At 74.0% G+C, this 17,501-nt stretch carries 18 protein-coding genes; 13 read left to right on the forward strand and 5 right to left on the reverse strand.

The features are described 5' to 3' along the window. The first annotated feature begins 40 nt into the window (after positions 1-40). From FMM08_RS15650 to FMM08_RS15685, 8 genes are all read left to right on the forward strand, one after another. A complete protein-coding gene (locus tag FMM08_RS15650; RefSeq protein WP_147927305.1) occupies positions 41-247 on the forward strand; it encodes an ATP synthase subunit C-like protein in 207 nt (68 codons plus the stop codon). 35 nt (positions 248-282) lie between these two features. After that, positions 283-921 carry a F0F1 ATP synthase subunit B gene (locus tag FMM08_RS15655; RefSeq protein ID WP_147927306.1) on the forward strand — a complete coding sequence of 213 codons (639 nt, stop codon included), beginning with the start codon at positions 283-285 and terminating at the stop codon, positions 919-921. After that, the gene (locus FMM08_RS15660) at positions 921-1,730 is read left to right on the forward strand and encodes a F0F1 ATP synthase subunit delta (RefSeq protein ID WP_147927307.1); all 810 of its coding nucleotides are present in this window, start codon (positions 921-923) and stop codon (positions 1,728-1,730) included. Before FMM08_RS15655 ends, FMM08_RS15660 begins: the two co-directional genes overlap by 1 nt. 66 nt (positions 1,731-1,796) lie before the next feature. Then, complete coding sequence (atpA, locus tag FMM08_RS15665; RefSeq protein ID WP_147927308.1) at positions 1,797-3,425, forward strand: F0F1 ATP synthase subunit alpha; 1,629 nt, start codon at positions 1,797-1,799, stop codon at positions 3,423-3,425. Positions 3,426-3,469: 44 nt separating this feature from the next. Then, positions 3,470-4,369, forward strand: a complete 900-nt coding sequence (locus tag FMM08_RS15670) for a F0F1 ATP synthase subunit gamma (protein ID WP_147927309.1) — start codon at positions 3,470-3,472, stop codon at positions 4,367-4,369. Positions 4,370-4,407: 38 nt separating this feature from the next. After that, complete coding sequence (gene atpD, locus FMM08_RS15675; RefSeq protein WP_147927310.1) at positions 4,408-5,871, forward strand: F0F1 ATP synthase subunit beta; 1,464 nt, start codon at positions 4,408-4,410, stop codon at positions 5,869-5,871. Further along, positions 5,868-6,131 (forward strand): F0F1 ATP synthase subunit epsilon, encoded by a 264-nt coding sequence (locus FMM08_RS15680; protein WP_147927311.1) that lies wholly within the window; start codon positions 5,868-5,870, stop codon positions 6,129-6,131. The genes atpD and FMM08_RS15680 overlap by 4 nt, the downstream gene beginning before the upstream one ends. A gap of 22 nt (positions 6,132-6,153) precedes the next feature. Next, the gene (locus FMM08_RS15685; RefSeq protein WP_222710833.1) at positions 6,154-6,597 is read left to right on the forward strand and encodes a DUF2550 domain-containing protein; all 444 of its coding nucleotides are present in this window, start codon (positions 6,154-6,156) and stop codon (positions 6,595-6,597) included. 16 nt (positions 6,598-6,613) lie between these two features. On the opposite strand, the gene FMM08_RS15690 is transcribed toward FMM08_RS15685, so the two are convergent. Continuing rightward, a complete protein-coding gene (locus FMM08_RS15690; protein WP_147927312.1) occupies positions 6,614-6,946 on the reverse strand; it encodes a hypothetical protein in 333 nt (110 codons plus the stop codon). 69 nt (positions 6,947-7,015) lie between these two features. Further along, a complete protein-coding gene (gene nucS, locus FMM08_RS15695) occupies positions 7,016-7,711 on the reverse strand; it encodes an endonuclease NucS (protein ID WP_147927313.1) in 696 nt (231 codons plus the stop codon). A gap of 45 nt (positions 7,712-7,756) precedes the next feature. On the opposite strand from nucS, the gene FMM08_RS15700 reads away from it, so the two are divergent. The 5 genes from FMM08_RS15700 to FMM08_RS15720 all read left to right on the forward strand — a co-directional run bounded on the left by FMM08_RS15700 (position 7,757) and on the right by FMM08_RS15720 (position 11,229). Beyond that, complete coding sequence (locus FMM08_RS15700; protein WP_222710834.1) at positions 7,757-8,089, forward strand: Rv1322 family protein; 333 nt, start codon at positions 7,757-7,759, stop codon at positions 8,087-8,089. Positions 8,090-8,158: 69 nt separating this feature from the next. Next, a complete protein-coding gene (locus FMM08_RS15705; protein ID WP_147927314.1) occupies positions 8,159-8,488 on the forward strand; it encodes a thiamine-binding protein in 330 nt (109 codons plus the stop codon). A gap of 4 nt (positions 8,489-8,492) precedes the next feature. Then, entirely contained in the window at positions 8,493-9,230 is a 738-nt protein-coding gene (locus FMM08_RS15710; protein ID WP_147927315.1) for a hypothetical protein, read from the forward strand. Then, on the forward strand, positions 9,227-10,198 hold the full coding sequence (locus tag FMM08_RS15715; protein WP_147927316.1) for a DUF8094 domain-containing protein: 972 nt from the start codon (positions 9,227-9,229) through the stop codon (positions 10,196-10,198). The genes FMM08_RS15710 and FMM08_RS15715 overlap by 4 nt, the downstream gene beginning before the upstream one ends. 23 nt (positions 10,199-10,221) lie before the next feature. Then, complete coding sequence (locus tag FMM08_RS15720) at positions 10,222-11,229, forward strand: tetratricopeptide repeat protein (protein WP_147927317.1); 1,008 nt, start codon at positions 10,222-10,224, stop codon at positions 11,227-11,229. 87 nt (positions 11,230-11,316) lie between these two features. Here the strand turns inward: FMM08_RS15720 and glgB are convergent, their stop codons facing one another. The 3 genes from glgB to FMM08_RS15735 are packed head-to-tail and all read right to left on the reverse strand — an operon-like array spanning position 11,317 to position 17,366. Beyond that, positions 11,317-13,692: a 1,4-alpha-glucan branching protein GlgB gene (gene glgB / locus FMM08_RS23435; protein ID WP_147927318.1), complete on the reverse strand. Its 2,376-nt coding sequence runs from the start codon at positions 13,690-13,692 to the stop codon at positions 11,317-11,319. Positions 13,693-13,725: 33 nt separating this feature from the next. Further along, the gene (locus tag FMM08_RS23440) at positions 13,726-15,234 is read right to left on the reverse strand and encodes a maltokinase N-terminal cap-like domain-containing protein (RefSeq protein WP_147927319.1); all 1,509 of its coding nucleotides are present in this window, start codon (positions 15,232-15,234) and stop codon (positions 13,726-13,728) included. Then, positions 15,231-17,366, reverse strand: a complete 2,136-nt coding sequence (locus FMM08_RS15735; protein ID WP_147927320.1) for an alpha-1,4-glucan--maltose-1-phosphate maltosyltransferase — start codon at positions 17,364-17,366, stop codon at positions 15,231-15,233. The genes FMM08_RS23440 and FMM08_RS15735 overlap by 4 nt, the downstream gene beginning before the upstream one ends. Between the last annotated feature and the right edge of the window lie 135 nt (positions 17,367-17,501).

The raw sequence follows: 17,501 nt of genomic DNA on the forward strand, positions 1-17,501 counted from the left end.
CGGTCGCACGATCGCGGCGGGAATCGAGAGGAACGGATCTATGACTGGCAGCCTCGGGATCGTCGGCTACGGCCTGTCCGCCATCGGGCCGGGCGTCGGCGTCGGCCTGATCTTCGCCGCCTACGTCAGCGGCGTCGCACGCCAGCCGGAGGCGCGCGGCATGCTCCAGACGATCGCCATCCTCGGCTTCGTGCTCTGTGAGCAGTTCGCCATCTTCGGCATCGCGCTCGCGTTCGTCTTCGGCTGACGCAGGCCCTTTAGCAAGCAGGAGGAGCGCAGAGCATGACAACGGTCCTGACCGCGGAGACGGGCTTCTGGGCTGAGGCCTACCCCGTCATCCCGCACCCGGGCGAGATCATCGCCGGGACCATCTGCTTCATCATCCTCCTGGTGGTCGCCTACAAGGTCGCCGTGCCGCGTCTGGAGACGATGCTGGCCCAGCGCCAGGCAGCCATCCAGGGCGGCATGGAGAAGGCCGAGAAGGCGCAGGCCGAGGCCGCTGCGGCGCTGGAGGAGTACCGCGCCCAGCTCGCCGACGCCCGTGCCGAGGCCGCGCGCATCCGCGAGGAGGCGCGCGCCGAGGGCGCCAAGATCATCGTCGAGATGCGCGAGCGCGCCGCCTCCGAGGCGGAGCGCATCACCGAGTCGGCGGGCCGTCAGGTCGAGGCCGAGCGCCAGGCGGCCGTGACGTCGCTGCGCACCGAGCTGGGCGGCCTGGCCACCGAGCTCGCCGGTCGCATCGTCGGTGAGTCCCTCACCGACTCCGCGCGCCAGTCGCGCATCGTGGAGCGCTTCCTCACCGAGCTCGAGCAGTCCTCGCCCGAGGAGGTGCGCGCCAGCGCCACCACCGCGGACCAGGGCGCCCCGAGCACGGGTGGGGCCACGGGCTCCCACGCCGCGCCGCGAGGCACGGGCCGCTGATGCGCGGCGCTTCGCGAGACTCCCTCGCCGCCGCCCAGGAGCGGCTCGAGCCGCTCCTGGCGCGGGGTGGGGCCTCAGCCCTCGGCCAAGAGCTGTACGCGGTGGCCGGCCTGCTCGACTCCTCGGTCGGGCTCCGCCGCGCGCTGACCGACAGCAGCCGCACCGAGGCCGACCGCGCAGCGCTGGTCCAGCGCCTCCTGGCCAGCCAGGTCTCCGGGCCCACGCTCGACGTGGTGTCCGGGCTGGTGCGTGCCCGCTGGTCCGAGCAGCGCGACCTCGGCGACGCCCTCGAGGCGCTCGGCACCCAGGCCATGCTGGCCGGCGCCGAGTCCGACGGGGTCCTCGACAGCGTCGAGGACGAGCTGTTCCGCTTCTCGCGGCTGGTCGCGGGAGACCGCGCCCTCACCGCCGCCCTCGACGACGGCCGCGCCACCCCGGCGCAGCGCGGTGCCCTGGTCGACGACCTGCTGGCCCGCCGCGCCGACCCCACCACCGTCGCGCTGGTGCGCCAGGTGGTCACCGCTCCGCGGGGGCGCCGGGTCTCCGGCGCCCTCGACGACCTGCTCGAGGCGGCCGCCTCCCGGCGCGCGCGCCTGCTGGCCGTCGTCACCGCCGCCGTCCCGCTCACCGCGGTGCAGCAGGACCGCCTCGCAGCCGGGCTCGCCCGCGTGTACGGCAAGCGGGTGCAGATCCAGGTGGAGGTCGACCCCGAGGTGCTCGGCGGCCTGCGCGTGCAGGTCGGCGGCGAGGTCCTCGACGCCACCACCGCCAGCCGCCTGGCCGCCGCCCGCCGCCGCGTGGTCGGCTGACCCCGCTGCGGCGGGGACACTAGACACACTGACGAACCACCCACGAACAGGGAGCAGGGACAGACGATGGCGGAGCTCACCATCCGGCCTGAGGAGATCCGCGGTGCGCTGGAGGACTTCGTCTCCTCCTTCTCGCCCAGCGGCAGTTCCCGCGAGGAGATCGGCACGGTCAGCGAGGCCGGCGACGGCATCGCCCGCATCGAGGGCCTTCCGGGCGCCATGGCCAACGAGCTGCTCCGCTTCGAGGACGGCACCCTCGGCCTGGCGCTGAACCTCGAGGAGCGCGAGATCGGCGCCATCGTGCTCGGCGAGTTCGCCGGCATCGAGGCCGGCCAGCCCGTGCACCGCACCGGCGAGGTGCTGTCCGCCCCCGTGGGCGACGCCTTCCTCGGCCGGGTCGTCGACCCGCTGGGCAACCCGATCGACGGCCTCGGCGAGATCAAGGCCGAGGCGACGCGCGCCCTGGAACTCCAAGCCCCCTCGGTGGTGCAGCGCAAGTCGGTGCACGAGCCGCTGCAGACCGGCATCAAGGCCATCGACGCGATGATCCCGATCGGCCGCGGCCAGCGCGAGCTCATCATCGGTGACCGCCAGACCGGCAAGACGGCGATCGCGCTCGACACGATCATCAACCAGAAGGCCAACTGGGAGTCCGGCGACCCCAAGAAGCAGGTCCGCTGCATCTACGTGGGCATCGGCCAGAAGGGCTCCACGATCGCCTCCGTGCGCGGCGCCCTCGAGGAGGCCGGCGCGATGGAGTACACGACCATCGTGGCCTCCCCGGCCTCGGACCCGGCCGGCTTCAAGTACCTGGCGCCCTACACCGGCTCGGCCATCGGCCAGCACTGGATGTACGGCGGCAAGCACGTCCTGATCATCTTCGACGACCTGTCCAAGCAGGCCGAGGCCTACCGCGCCGTGTCGCTGCTGCTGCGCCGTCCGCCGGGTCGCGAGGCCTACCCCGGTGACGTCTTCTACCTGCACTCGCGGCTGCTCGAGCGCTGCGCGAAGCTCTCCGACGAGCTGGGCGCGGGCTCGATGACCGGTCTGCCGCTCATCGAGACCAAGGCCAACGACGTGTCGGCGTACATCCCGACCAACGTCATCTCCATCACGGACGGGCAGATCTTCCTCCAGTCGGACCTGTTCAACGCCAACCAGCGCCCCGCCGTCGACGTGGGCATCTCGGTGTCCCGCGTGGGCGGTGACGCGCAGATCAAGGCGATGAAGAAGGTCTCCGGCACGCTGAAGCTGGAGCTGGCGCAGTACCGATCGCTGCAGGCGTTCGCCCTGTTCGCGTCCGACCTCGACGCTGCCAGCCGCAACCAGCTGGCCCGCGGCGAGCGCCTGACCGAGCTGCTCAAGCAGCCCCAGTACTCGCCGTTCCCCGTCGAGGAGCAGGTCGTGTCCGTCTGGGCCGGCACCAACGGCAAGATGGACAAGATCCCGGTCGAGGACGTCCGCCGCTGGGAGACCGAGCTCCTCGAGCACCTGCGGCGCAACGACATCGCCCTGGGCACCATCCGGGAGACCGGCCAGCTCGGGGACGACACCGTCGCGGCGCTGCACAAGGCCGTGGACGACTTCAACGCCGGCTTCCGCACCTCCGAGCAGGGTGGTGGCGCTGAGGACGCGTCCGGCGAGGACGCCCTGGACGACGTCCAGAACGAGCAGATCGTCCGGCAGAAGTCCTGACGTGACCGCCACGACGATGACGACGACGACGAGAGGAGGCTCCGGTGGGCGGGCAGCTGCGTGAGTACCGGGGTCGCATCAAGTCGACCCAGTCGATCCAGAAGATCTTCCGCGCGATGGAGCTCATCGCGACGTCGCGCATCGCCAAGGCGCGGCAGGCCGTGGCCGCCTCGAGCCCCTACGCCCGCGCTCTGACCCGTGCCGTGTCGGCGGTGGCCACCTACACCGACGCCGAACACCCGCTCCTCACCGAGCGGGAGGACCCGAAGCGCGCTGCGGTGCTCGTCGTGACGAGCGACCGCGGCATGGCGGGGGCGTACTCGTCCAACACGCTGCGCGAGGCGGAGCGGCTCATCGCGACGCTGCGCGAGCGCGGGGTGGAGCCCGTGCTGTACGTGCTCGGCCGCAAGGGCGTGACGTACTTCCGCTTCCGCCGTCGCGCCATCGAGGCCGACTGGACCGGCTCCTCGGAGTCGCCCACGTACGAGCTGGCCGACGAGGTCGGCGAGGCGCTCGTCGCAGCGTTCCAGCGCGGCGGGACCGAGGGCGGGGTCGACGAGATCCACGTCGTCTCCACCCGGTTCCTGTCGATGGTCACGCAGGAGCCGCAGGCGCTGCGGCTCCTGCCGCTCGAGGTGGTCGAGGGCGTCGAGGCGCCCCCGTCCACCGAGGTGCTGCCGCTGTACTCCTTCGAGCCGGACCCCGAGACCGTGCTCGACGCGCTCCTGCCGCGCTACATCAGCGCCCGCATCTTCAACCTGCTCCTGCAGGCGTCCGCCAGCGAGCACGCCGCTCGCCAGCGCGCGATGAAGGCCGCCGGTGACAACGCCGACGACATCATCAAGGACTTCACCCGACTGGCGAACCAGGCCCGCCAGGCGGAGATCACGCAGGAGATCTCCGAGATCGTCAGCGGCGCTGACGCCATGACCTCGGCCCGCTGACCACCGCCTAGATCGTCCGCTGAGAGGACCGCACCGAGATGACCGCGACCACCACCGAGCGCCCCCACTCCGCCGCAGCTCCGGCGTCCGGCCGCATCATCCGGGTGACCGGACCGGTCGTCGACGTCGAGTTCCCCGCGGACGGGATGCCCGACATCTACAACGCCCTCACCATCGACTACACGCTGCTGGGCGAGTCCACGCAGCTGACCCTCGAGGTCGCCCAGCACATCGGTGACAACCAGGCCCGCGCCATCGCCCTGAAGCCGACCGACGGCCTCGTGCGCGGCATGACGGTCCAGGACACCGGCAGCCCGATCTCGGTACCGGTGGGCGACGTCACGCTGGGACACGTCTTCAACGTCAACGGCGTGCCGCTGGACCTGGCCGAGGGCGAGACCCTCGAGATCACCGACCGCTGGCCGATCCACCGCAAGGCCCCGGCGTTCGACCAGCTCGAGTCGAAGACCACGATGTTCGAGACCGGCATCAAGGTCATCGACCTGCTGACCCCCTACGTGCAGGGCGGCAAGATCGGTCTGTTCGGCGGCGCGGGCGTGGGCAAGACCGTGCTGATCCAGGAGATGATCCAGCGCGTCGCCCAGAACCACGGCGGTGTGTCGGTGTTCGCCGGCGTCGGTGAGCGCACCCGCGAGGGCAACGACCTCATCGCTGAGATGGAGGAGGCCGGCGTCTTCGACAAGACCGCGCTGGTCTTCGGCCAGATGGACGAGCCGCCGGGCACCCGCCTCCGCGTCGCCCTGAGCGCCCTGACGATGGCGGAGTACTTCCGCGACGTCCAGAACCAGGACGTGCTGCTCTTCATCGACAACATCTTCCGCTTCACGCAGGCAGGCTCGGAGGTGTCGACCCTGCTGGGCCGCATGCCCTCGGCCGTGGGCTACCAGCCCAACCTCGCCGACGAGATGGGCGTCCTGCAGGAGCGCATCACCTCCACCCGAGGTCACTCGATCACCTCGCTGCAGGCGATCTACGTCCCCGCGGACGACTACACCGACCCGGCTCCGGCGACGACCTTCGCGCACCTCGACGCGACGACGGAGCTCTCCCGCGAGATCGCGAGCCGCGGCCTGTACCCGGCCGTGGACCCGCTGAGCTCCACGAGCCGCATCCTGGACCCGCGCTTCCTCGGCCAGGACCACTACCAGACCGCGACGCGCGTCAAGCAGATCCTCCAGCGCAACAAGGAGCTGCAGGACATCATCGCGATCCTCGGTGTCGACGAGCTGTCCGAGGAGGACAAGGTCGTCGTCAACCGCGCGCGCCGCATCCAGCAGTTCCTCAGCCAGAACACGTACATGGCGGAGAAGTTCACTGGTGTCGAGGGCTCGACCGTGCCGCTCAAGGAGACCGTCGAGTCGTTCCGGATGATCGCTGACGGCGAGTACGACCACGTCGCCGAGCAGGCCTTCTTCAACGTCGGCGGCATCGAGGACGTCGAGAAGAAGTGGGCGCAGATCAAGAAGGAGACCGGCGAGTGAGCCTGCAGGTGCAGGTCGTCTCGGCCGAGCGCGAGGTGTGGACGGGCGAGGCCACGATGGTCATCGCCCGCACCCTCGAGGGCGAGGTCGGCATCCTCACCGGGCACGAGCCGATGCTCGCGGTGCTCGCCGAGGGCGAGGTCCGCGTGGACGGCGTCGGTGGGGGCGTGACCGCCCACGTCGACGGTGGCTTCCTGTCCGTCGAGCACGACACCGTGCTCGTCGTCGCCGAGCGCGCCCGCGTGGGCGAGCGGGCCTGACGCTGACGGCCAGCTGACGGGGGTGCCGCTCGAGGCCGTGCTCCTGGACGTCGCGGTCGCCGCGGCGTCGGGCCTGGTGCTGCTCGCGCTCCTCCTCGTCGCGGTGGCGCTGCGCCGCCGGGCGCTCGTCAAGGTGCCGGGGAGCTTCGAGTGCGCGGTGCGCCGTCGTGGTCGGGCGTGGTCCGTGGGCATCGGCAGGTTCGACAGCCACCACGTGCGGTGGTGGAGCGTCCTGTCGCTGCGCCCCGGGCCGCGCTCGACGTGGGCGCGCACCGACCTCGAGGTGGTCGGGCGCCGCTCACCCGGCGCTGAGGAGGGCCTGGCCCTCCAGCCCGGGGACGTCGTGGTGCGGTGCACGCACCGCGGAGCCTGCCTGGAGCTGGGCATGAGCCCTGACGCTGCGACGGGCTTCACGTCCTGGCTCGAGGCCGCTCCGCCCGGCGCCCCGGGCCACCCGGCCCTCTAGGCGCCGCGGCTGCTCCTCACGCCGCCTCGAGCAGGGCCCTGGCGACGCTGGCGTCCTCGGGGAACACGAGCACCCGCGGTCCGTCCGTGGTGGGGGCGAGGGTCGCTCGAACGCCCGCCGCGACCAGTCGTTGCCGGTCGACCTCGGCCTCGACGAACGTGCCGGGCTCGCTGACCACCACGAGCAGCCCGTACTCGCTGGACCTGCCCGTGCGGGGCTTGCGCTCCACGAGGGAGTGGCCTCGCGAGAACGTCCAGCGCAGGGCGAGCACGAGCACTCCGAGCATGAGCAGGGACAGGGCGAACGTCGTCCAGGCCCCGAGCGCCGTGCCGCTCGCGCTCCACCCCATCCGCACATGGTGCGCCAGCAGCGCCCGCCGCACCAGACGTCGCCGTCGTCGGGCCCCGGGGTGGGCCCCTCAGAAGAGCCGGGACTCCACGTCGTCCACGCCGCGGAGCGCGTCGTAGTCGAGCACGAGGCAGCGGATGCCGCGGTCGGTGGCGAGCACCCGCGCCTGAGGCCGGATCTCCTGCGCGGCGAGCACGCCCTCGACCGGCGCGAGCAGCGGGTCCCGGTTGAGCAGCTGCAGGTAGCGGGTGAGCTGCTCCACACCGTCGATCTCGGCCCGGCGCTTGACCTCCACCGCCACCGTGCCGCCGTGGGGAGAGCGGACGAGCAGGTCCACCGGACCGATCGCCGTGGGGTACTCGCGGCGCACCAGCTGGTGGCCCTCGCCCAGGAGCTCCACCTGCTCTGACAGCAGCTTCTGCAGCTGGGCCTCCACCCCGTCCTTCACCAGCCCCGGGTCGGTGCCCAGCTCGTGGGTGGAGTCGTGCAGGACCTCGTGGACGGCCACCACGAGCCGGTCCTCCGTCTTGCTGGACCTCACGGTCCACACCTCCTGGGCGCCCGCCTCGGCGTGCGGGCCGCCGGCCGGCTCCACCGCCAGGGTGCACGGAGGGCTCATCCAGTTCAGCGGCTTGTAGGAGCCGCCGTCGGCGTGGACGAGCACGCTGCCGTCGGCCTTGACGAGCAGCAGGCGGGTGGCGAGGGGCAGGTGGGCGTTGAGCCGCCCCTCGTAGTCGACCGAGCAGCGGGCGATGACGAGGCGCACGAGCGCGCACGTTACCCATCGGCGCTGATGGCGGAGGATGGGGACGTGCCGCGCCGCCGTCCTCAGCCCAGCCCGCGCACCGGCGGCCGCCGCGGGGCTCGGTCCGAGCGGCGCCAGGTGGGCGCCGCAGAGCCCGCGCGGCCGGTCGGGTGGGCCACCGGCGAGAGCGCCCCCGATGGCGAGTGGCTGGTGCGGGCGGTCCCCGGCGCCGCGGCCCTCAAGCCCTACCGGTGCCCCGGGTGCGAGCAGGTGATCCCGCCGGGATCTGCCCACGTGGTGGCGTGGCCCGCCGACGCCGCCCCCGGTGCCGGGCCCTCCGAGCGACGCCACTGGCACCGCTCCTGCTGGCGGGCGCGGGCCAACCGCCGGCCCCGCTGAACCACCCCCGCTGAACCACCCGCGCTGAACCACCCGCGCTGTGGGCGGCGCATGGCTACCGTGGGGCGCATGCTCGTCGCGTTCTCCGTCTCTCCCAGCTCCGCCAGCGACGACGACGGCTCGGTCACCGAGGCGGTCGCCGCCGCGGTGCGCGTGGTGCGCTCCAGCGGGCTGCCGCACCGGACGGACGCCATGTTCACCACCCTCGAGGGCGAGTGGGACGAGTGCATGGACGTGGTGCGCCGGGCCTGCGAGGCCGTCGCCGCGGCCAGCCCCCGGGTCTCCCTGGTGCTCAAGGCCGACATCCGCCCGGGCCGCTCGGGGGAGATGCAGGGCAAGCTCGACAGGCTCGAGGCCGCCATCGAGCGCGCCGAGGGCGAACCCGGTCGCGGCCAGTGAGCCGGTGAGCGGGCTCCCCACCCGCCGCGAGACCCGTCGAGAGGCCCACCCGCAGCCGCGCCGCGCCGCGCGCCGGGAGAGGCGTCCGATCAGCCGCCGCTGGTCCCGAGGCCGTCCGGCCGCACTGGCGCTCCTCTCGGTGCTGCTGCTGGCCGCGGGAGCGATGCTGGCCACCGTCGCGCGTCCCGTCGAGCGCACCACCGCCGAGCTCCCGAGCGGCGCGCTCTCCGCGCCGCTCGTGGTGCTCTCCCCGCAGCTGCTGGGCGCGCACGGCGGTGAGGTGGTGGTCAGCGCGCGCGGTGACGGGCCCGTGCTCGTGGCCAGCGGGAGCGCCGGTGACGTCCAGGCGTGGAGCCGTGGCACCACCACGTCCTCGGCCACCGGTCTCGACGACGACGGCGGCGTGCGCGTGGAGCGCGCCGACGGCTCCGCACCCGCCCCCGACCCCGCCGGCAGCGACCTGTGGACGGCGCGGCAGCGCGGTGACGGGAGCGCTCAGCTCGCCCTGGACGCGGCGACCGCACCAGGTCCGGCGGCCCAGGCGGTGCTCGTGGCGTCCGACGGCACCGCACCGGCTCCCTCCCGGGTGGAGGTGACCTGGAGCAGCCGGCCGGTCCCGCTGCTCGCCGTGCTGCTCCTGGCCGCCGGGGCGATGTGCGGAGCAGGGGCGGTCCTCAGCGCCCTGACCAGCGCAGGCCTGCTCCGCCGTGGTCAGCGCACCGGCACGGAGGTCCTGTCGTGAGGCGCGCGCGCGTCGTCGTCGGTCTCGCCGGTGTGGCCGTCGCCGCAGTGCTGGCGGCGCTGGGCGGCTGCGCGGGCGCACCGGTGGGTGCCGAGCGCGCCGCCAGCGCCCGGACGGCAGCTCCCGCCGCCGTGGCCGCGCCCCAGGTGGCCCACATCCTCGGCGCCGTGGCGCAGGTCCGGACCGACGGCCTGGACGCGCGCTACGCCGGAGCCGAGCTCGAGGTCCGCCGGGCGGCGCTGGCGGTGCGGGCGCAGGTGCCGACGAGCCCCGAGCCGGTGCCGCTGGCCGGACGGCGCCTCCTCACCGCGGTCCCCCCGCAGGGGGAGTGGCCGCGCTGGTTCCTCACCGCGCTGCAGCCGGGCGGTGGCGCCGTCCCGCAGGTGGTGGTGCTCGTGCAGGACGGCCCGCGCGACCCCTACCGCGTGGTGGCCTCAGCGACGCTGCTCCCCGGGGCCTCCCTCCCGCAGCCCGCCGCCAGCGGCGGCGCTGCCGAGCCCCTCCCCGCCGACGCCGCTGGTCTGGCCGTCACGCCCGCGCAGGCGCTGGAGGGCTACGCGGACGTCCTCACCCGTGGCGCCGGCGCCCCGGCGGCCGCCACCCTCGCCGAGGACCCCCTGCGCGCGCAGGTGCTCACCGAGCAGCAGGCCGAGCGGGACGGCGTGTCCGCGTACGTCGACTACGCCGCTGCCCACACGCCGCGGGAGGGCGCCCTGTGGGCCCTGCGCACCACCGACGGTGGCGCGCTCGTGGTGGGCGTGCTCTCCGGGAAGCGCACGTTCACGCCTCGCGGAACGGGTGTCAGCCAGTCGCTGCCCCCCGACCTGGCGGCGCTGGCGGGACGGACCACGGCGCCGAAGGGGCTGGAGGTGAGCACCGCCGAGGTCGTCGTCCTCAGGGTCCCCACCTCGGGCCAGGTGGCCCTGGTCGCCGGCCAGCGGGGGACCACCGGGGTGGTCGTCCGCTGAGCGGCCTGGGGGAGGATGGAGCCATGAGCACCCCGGCGAGCCGCCCCGGCCCGCGCCTGAACCTGCGCGGCGCCGTCGACCTCTCTGGCCTGGCCAACCGCCCCCAGCGCCCTGCCGCCCCGGCCACCCCTCCCGGTGGCCCTTCGGACGGACCGGGCCCCGCCACCGACCAGGCCGCCGACCAGCCCGCAGCGGGTGGTGCGAGCGTCGTCCTGGACGTCTCCGACGCCGAGTTCGCCTCGCTGGTCCAGCTGTCGGCGCAGGTGCCGGTGGTCGTGGACCTGTGGGCCACCTGGTGCGGGCCGTGCAAGCAGCTCTCGCCGGTGCTGGAGCGCCTCGCCGAGGAGTACGCGGGCGCGTTCCTGCTGGCCAAGGTCGACGTCGACGCCAACCCCCAGATCGCCGCGGCGTTCCAGGTGCAGTCCGTCCCCACCGTGGTCGCCGTGCTCGCCGGTCAGCCGGTGCCGCTGTTCCAGGGCGCCTACCCCGAGCCGCAGGTCCGCCAGGTGCTCGAGGAGCTGCTCAAGGTGGCCGCCGCGAACGGCGTCACCGGGCGGGTGCCCGGCGTCGGCGCGCCTGGTGACGACGGTGAGCAGGCCGCCCCCGCCGAGCCGCCCGTGCCCCCCCTGCACGCGGAGGCGCGCGAGGCCATCACCCGCGGAGACCTCGACGCCGCCGCCGACGCCTACCGCCGCGCGCTGGCCGAGGCCCCGGCGGACGCCGAGGCCGCCATCGGCCTGGCCAGCATCGAGCTGCGCCGCCGCACCCGCGGCACCCAGGCCGCTCAGGCCCTGGCCGCCGCCGACGGCGCCCCCGGCGACGTCGACGCTGGCCTGCTCGCCGCGGACCACCAGGTGCTCGCCGGGGACGCCGAGGGCGCGTTCGGCCGTCTCGTGGCCCTGGTGCGCACCACCTCCGGCGATGATCGCGACCGCGTGCGCGCCCGCCTGGTGGAGCTGTTCGACGTGGTCGGCGCCGAGGACCCGCGCGTCGCCGCCGCTCGTCGCAACCTCGCCGCCGCGCTGTACTGAGCCCGTCCGGGCCCCTCGCCCGGACGACGACGGCGCCCCGCCGCTGACCTGCGTCAGCAGCGGGGCGCCGTCGTCCGTCGGGAAGCCTCAGGCCTTCTCGTCCGCGGACTTGAGGTACTCCGGCGGGTCGGCGGTCACCACCAGCTCGTCGAGCGCTGCGCCCTCGGTCCCGCGGACCTGCGCCTCGGAGGCGTCAGCCACCGGCTGGGTCGGAGCCTGGGGCTCGGACTGACCCGTCGTCGAGGCAGCCGACGACAGTCCCTCCGCCGGGGGCCACTGCTCGGGGGTGAACCACACCGAGCCCAGCGGCGGGATGCGCACCAGCGCCGAGGCCGGCTGGCCCCAGTGCGGTTCGGCGGCCACCTCCACCGAGCCGCCGTTGGTGACGCCCGAGCCGCCGTACCTCGCGTCGTCGGTGTTGACGACCTCGGTCCACCGGCCGGCGCCGGGGAAGCCCAGGCGGTAGTCCTCGTGGGGCACGCCCGCGAAGTTGACGATGAACACCAGCGGGCGGCGCTGGGCGTCCCAGCGGATGAACGAGAACGTGTTGTGCGCGGAGTCGTCAGCGCTGACCCAGGAGAAGCCCGCGGGGTCGGTGTCGAGCTCGTACAGCGCCGGCGTCTCCTTGTAGACGCGGTTGAGGTCGGTGAGGCACTCCAGGACGCCGGCGTGCAGCGGCTGGTCGAGCAGCCACCAGTCCAGGCCGCGGGCCTCGGACCACTCGGCCTCCTGCCCGAACTCCTGGCCCATGAAGAGCAGCTGCTTGCCCGGGTGGGCCCACATGAACGCCAGGAAGGCGCGCAGCGTGGCCACCTGCTGCCAGCGGTCACCGGGGGCCTTGCGCAGCAGCGAGCCCTTGCCGTGCACGACCTCGTCGTGGCTGATGGGCAGCACGTAGTTCTCGGAGTAGGCGTAGACCATCGCGAAGGTCATCTCGCCGTGGTGCCAGCTGCGGTTGACCGGGTCCTCGCCGAGGTAGCGCAGCGAGTCGTGCATCCAGCCCATGTTCCACTTCAGGCCGAACCCGAGGCCGCCGGCGTCGGTGGGGCGCGTCACGCCCGGCCACGCCGTGGACTCCTCGGCGATCATGACGATGCCGGGCACCTTCTTGTACGCCGTGGCGTTGACCTCCTGGAGGAACTCGATGGCCTCCAGGTGCTCGCGACCGCCGAAGCGGTTGGGCACCCACTGCCCGCTCTGGCGGGAGTAGTCGAGGTAGAGCATCGAGGCGACCGCGTCGACGCGGAGGCCGTCGATGTGGAACTCCTGCAGCCAGTAGACGGCGTTCGCCACGAGGAAGTTCCGGACCTCCGGACGCCCGAAGTCGGGCACGAGGGTGCCCCAGTCGGGGTGCTCGCCCTTGCGGGGGTCCGGGTACTCGTACAGCGGCTCGCCGTCGAAGCGCGCCAGCGCCCACTCGTCCTTCGGGAAGTGCGCGGGCACCCAGTCGAGGATGACGCCGAGGCCCGCCTGGTGGAGCCGGTCCACGAGGTACTTCGCGTCGTCGGGGGTGCCCAGGCGCGAGGTGGGGGCGTAGTAGCCCGTGACCTGGTAGCCCCAGGACCCGCCGAAGGGGTGCTCGGCGATCGGCAGCAGCTCCACGTGCGTGAAGCCGGCCGCCGAGGCGTACTCGGCCAGCTGGTCGGCGGCCTCGCGGTAGCTCAGCCCGGGCCTCCAGGAGGCCAGGTGCACCTCGTAGACGCTCATGGGGGAGGTGGTCGCGTCGGTGCCGGCGCGCTGGGCCAGCCACGCGTCGTCGTTCCAGGTGTAGTGCGACTCGGTGACCACCGACGCCGTCAGCGGCGGAACCTCGGTGGCGCGCGCCATCGGGTCGGCCTTCTCCACCCACCCTCCGGACTGGGTCTGGATGCGGAACTTGTACCGGGTCCCCACGCCCACCTCGGGCAGGAACAGCTCCCACACCCCTGAGCTGCCGAGGGAGCGCATCGAGCTCTGGCGGCCGTCCCAGCCGTTGAAGTCGCCGATGACCTGCACGGCGCGCGCACGGGGCGCCCACACCGCGAACGACGTGCCGCGCACCTCGCCCATCACCCCCGGCCACACGTGCACGTGTGCGCCCAGGACGGTCCACAGCTCCTCGTGGCGCCCCTCGGAGATGAGGTGCAGGTCGAACGGGGTCAGCGTGGGGAGGAAGCGGTAGGGGTCGTCGACGACGCGGGCGTCCTCGCCCGGCATCGTCACCTCGATGCGGTAGTCGGTCACCGCCTCACCCGGCATCACCGCCGCCCAGACGCCCTCCGCCTGGTGCACGAAGGGGGTGCGCGCGTCGCCGGGCGTGAGGAGCACCACCTGCTCGGCCATCGGCTTCAGGACGCGGACCGTGATGGTGCCGTCCGGGGCCAGGTGGGCTCCCAGGACGTCGTGCGGGAAGGGGCTCTCACCCCGCGCCACCTGGCGCAGGAGCTCGGTGTCGAGGCTTGCGGGAGCCGGGCTGGTGTCCATGACCCTCACCCTGGCACGAGGTCCGCCGCCCTGCTACGCCGCGGTGCTCCCCTCCAGCAGCCTGTCGACGGCCGCCAGCGGCACCGCCACCCAGGCCGGCCGGTTGCGGACCTCGTAGACCACCTCGTAGAGGGCCTTGTCGAGCTCGAGGGCGTCCAGCAGCGCCCCCGCCTCGCGCGGGTCCGCACCCGTGACGGAGGCGTAGCCCTCGCAGAACGCCGCGCGCGCCGCGTCGGCCCACGCGGAGGCCGCCGCGCGCGCCTCCTCCGCCGAGGCCTCCTCGGCGAGCCCGACGGTGGTCTGGCGGGCGGCGTAGTCGAAGGAGCGCAGCATGCCCGCGACGTCGCGGAGGGCCAGGTCGGGCAGGGTCCGCTCGGCCAGCGGCCGCAGCGGCTCGCCCTCGAAGTCGAGCAGCACCCACCCGCGGCCCGGGACGTCGAGCACCTGCCCCAGGTGGTAGTCGCCGTGGACGCGCTGCAGCACCCCCAGGGCCGCCGCGTCGAGCGCCGCGGAGGTGGCCACGCGCTCGCGCAGCGCGTCGGCGCGGTCGGCGAGGACGTCGGCCTCGGACAGGGCCCACTCCAGGCGCTGGCGCCAGCCGTCCGCGAGGCGGCGCGCGTCGTCGTCGGCGGCGGAGCGGCTGGGCAGCTGCTCCGCCAGGGCGGCGTGCACCTGGGCGGTCGCGGCGCCCAGGGCCCGGGCGCGCTCGGAGAAGTCGGTGCCGGCCACCACGGCCGCGGTGGCCTCGCGCCAGGCGTCCTGGGCTCCGACGAGGAACTCGCTGGCCACGGCCAGGTCACCGGAGACCAGGGGGGCCGAGGCGTCGGCGGAGGCCGGCCACGCGCCCTCCACCCAGCCCGCCAGCGCCGGGACGGCGCTGACGCCGGCGGGGGACAGCGAGGCCTGCACCTCCACGTCGGGGTTGCGCCCCGGGTGGAGCGTGCGGAAGACCTTGACGATGACGGGGGCGGAGCCGTCCTCCGGCTCCACGATGATCGAGGTGTTGGACTGCTCCCCGCGCAGCACCCGCGCCGGGCTGCCGGGCTCGGGCGGGGTGGCGCCCGCGGGGTGGTGGCCCACGGCGGTGCCGGCGTGGTCGGCCTGCTCGCCAGAGGCGTCCAGGGCCACCCCGCGGATCTGGCCCGACAGCAGCGCCAGGAGCGCCTCCACGTAGGCGGGGTCGTGCGGGCCGTCGTAGACGTACCAGCCGATGCCCTCGGGGTCGGTGAGCACGCCGAGCAGCGCCGCAGCGGCGTCCGGCCCGGTGCGGGGCGCCCGGCGGTGCACCAGCGGCACCTGCACCACGTCGACGTGCCCGGTGCTCCCCGCCGGGCCCCCGGCCGCGGTGGTCACCCGGACGACGTGGACGAGCACGCGCACGTCCTCCGGGTCGGCCCAGGGCAGCAGGATCCTCCCGACCACCTCGGTGCGCGCCTCGCGGCCCTTGGCCGGGTACCAGCGCTGGTGGGGGACCCACGGACCCAGCAGGTCGTGCAGGTGCGTGCCCGTGGTGGGGGCGACGGCGCCGGTCTGCGCGCTCACGCGCCCGTCCCCTCGGTCTCGGCGGTCTCGGTCACGCGCGTCACCGACACGACGTGGAACGGCGAGGTGTCGGGCCCGAGCTTGACGTAGGTGTTCTCCCACCAGGTCCACGAGTCGCCGCTGACGAGGTCGCGGGCGGTGAACGGGTCCCACGGGGCCAGGCCGAGGGCGGCCATGTCCAGGTGGACCGTGGTCTCGCGGGTGGAGTGGGGGTCCAGGTTGACGACGACGAGGACCACGTCCTCCGCGCCCGTCGGCGACTGCTCCGCCGGCACGCGGCGCGAGTAGACCAGCACGTCGTCGTCGTCGGCGGTGTGGAAGGACAGCCCGCGCAGGCGCTGCAGCGCGGGGTGGTGGTGGCGCGCGTAGTTGAGCTTGGCCAGCAGCGGCGCCAGGGACCGCCCGGCGGCGGCCGCGCCGTCCCAGTCGCGCTGCTTGTACTCGTACTTCTCGTTGTCGACGTGCTCCTCCGCGCCCGGGCGCGCCACGTTCTCCACCAGCTCGTAGCCGGCGTAGATGCCGTAGGTCGGCACGGCGGTGGCCGCGATGACGGCGCGCAGGGCGTGCGCGGCGGGCCCGCCGTACTGCATGTACGGCGTGAGGATGTCGTGCGTGGTGGGCCAGAAGCTGGGCCGCAGGTAGTCAGCGGTGCCGCCGTGGGCGGCGTCGCCCTCGCCCGGCTCGTCACCGCCGGTGGTGAGCTCGAGCAGGTAGTCGGTGAGCTGCGCGCGGGTGGTGCGCCAGGCGTAGTAGGTGTAGCTCTGCGCGAAGCCCACCTTGGCCAGCGCGCGCATCATGGCGGGCTTCGTGAAGGCCTCGGACAGGAACAGCACGTCCGGGTCGACCTCGCGGACCTTGGCGATGAGCCACTCCCAGAACACCACCGACTTGGTGTGGGGGTTGTCGACGCGGAAGAGCTTCACGCCGTGCTCGACCCACAGCAGCACGATCCGCAGGACCTCGGCGTAGATGCCCTCGGGGTCGTCGTCGAAGTTGACCGGGTAGATGTCCTGGTACTTCTTGGGCGGGTTCTCCGCGTAGGCGATCGAGCCGTCGGAGCGGCGCGTGAACCACTCCGGGTGCTCGCGCACCCACGGGTGGTCCGGCGAGGCCTGCAGCGCGATGTCGAGCGCCACCTCCAGGCCGCGGTCGTTGGCGTACCGCACGAAGTGGTCGAAGTCGTCGAAGGTGCCCAGGTCGGGGTGGACCGCGTCGTGGCCGCCGGCCTCGGAGCCGATGCCGTAGGGGGAGCCCGGGTCTCCGGGCTCGGCGACGAGGGTGTTGTTGCGGCCCTTGCGGTTCGTGGTGCCGATCGGGTGGATCGGCGTGAGGTAGATGACGTCGAAGCCCATCGACTTGGCCCTGTCGACGGCGGTGGTCGCCGTGCGCAGCGTGCCGCTGTGCCAGGCGCCGAACTCGTCCCGCCAGGCGCCCTCGGAGCGCGGGAACACCTCGTACCAGGCGCCGACCAGCGCTCGCTCGCGCTCGACGCGCAGCCGCATCACCGGCCCGGGGGAGACCATGTCGCGCAGCGGGTGCTCGGCCAGGGCGGCCCTGACCTCGTCGGCGGTGCCCGCGGCCAGGCGCGCCTCGGCGGGCCGGCCGGTGTCGCGCAGCGCCCACGCCGCGCCGTGGAGCAGGCGGACCACGTGCTCGGGCAGGTCGTCGCGGGCGGCGGCCCGCTCGAGCAGGAGGGCGCCCTCGACGAGCATGAGCTCGACGTCGACCCCGGCGCGCACCTTGATGGTGGCGTCGTGGTCCCACGTGCCGTAGGGGTCGCTCCACCCCTCCACCCAGAACGTCCAGTCGCCCGGGGCGTCCGGCACCACCCAGGCCTCCCACCGGTCGGTGCCGGGGGCGAGCGCGGTCATCGTGGTGCGGGTGCGGACCGAGCCGTCGGGGCGGGCGAGCACCGCGGAGGCGCTCACGGCGTCGTGGCCCTCGCGGAAGACCGTGGCGCGCACCGGCACCGCCTCACCCACCACCGCCTTGGCCGCCCAGCGGCCGCCGTCGACCGACGGGCTGGTGTCGATGACGGGGATGCGCCCCAGCCCGCTGGGGGAGGGGGCGATGAGGGGCTGGCGGGGCTGCTGCGGGCGCGCCGTGGCGTCGGCCGAGGGCTCAGCGGTCACGACCGCGAACCTATCGAGGCGCTGGTGCGGGCGACAGCCGAGATCAGGGGCGAGCGGGGCGCGGCGCGCCGCCGTGCCCGGGCGGAAGCGCCTGATCACCCCTCGCCGACCCGCGCGGGACTGGCATAGGTTCGT

Origin of the sequence: Quadrisphaera setariae, assembly GCF_008041935.1 — a bacterium.
GTDB classification, from domain to species: Bacteria; Actinomycetota; Actinomycetes; order Actinomycetales; family Quadrisphaeraceae; genus Quadrisphaera; species Quadrisphaera setariae.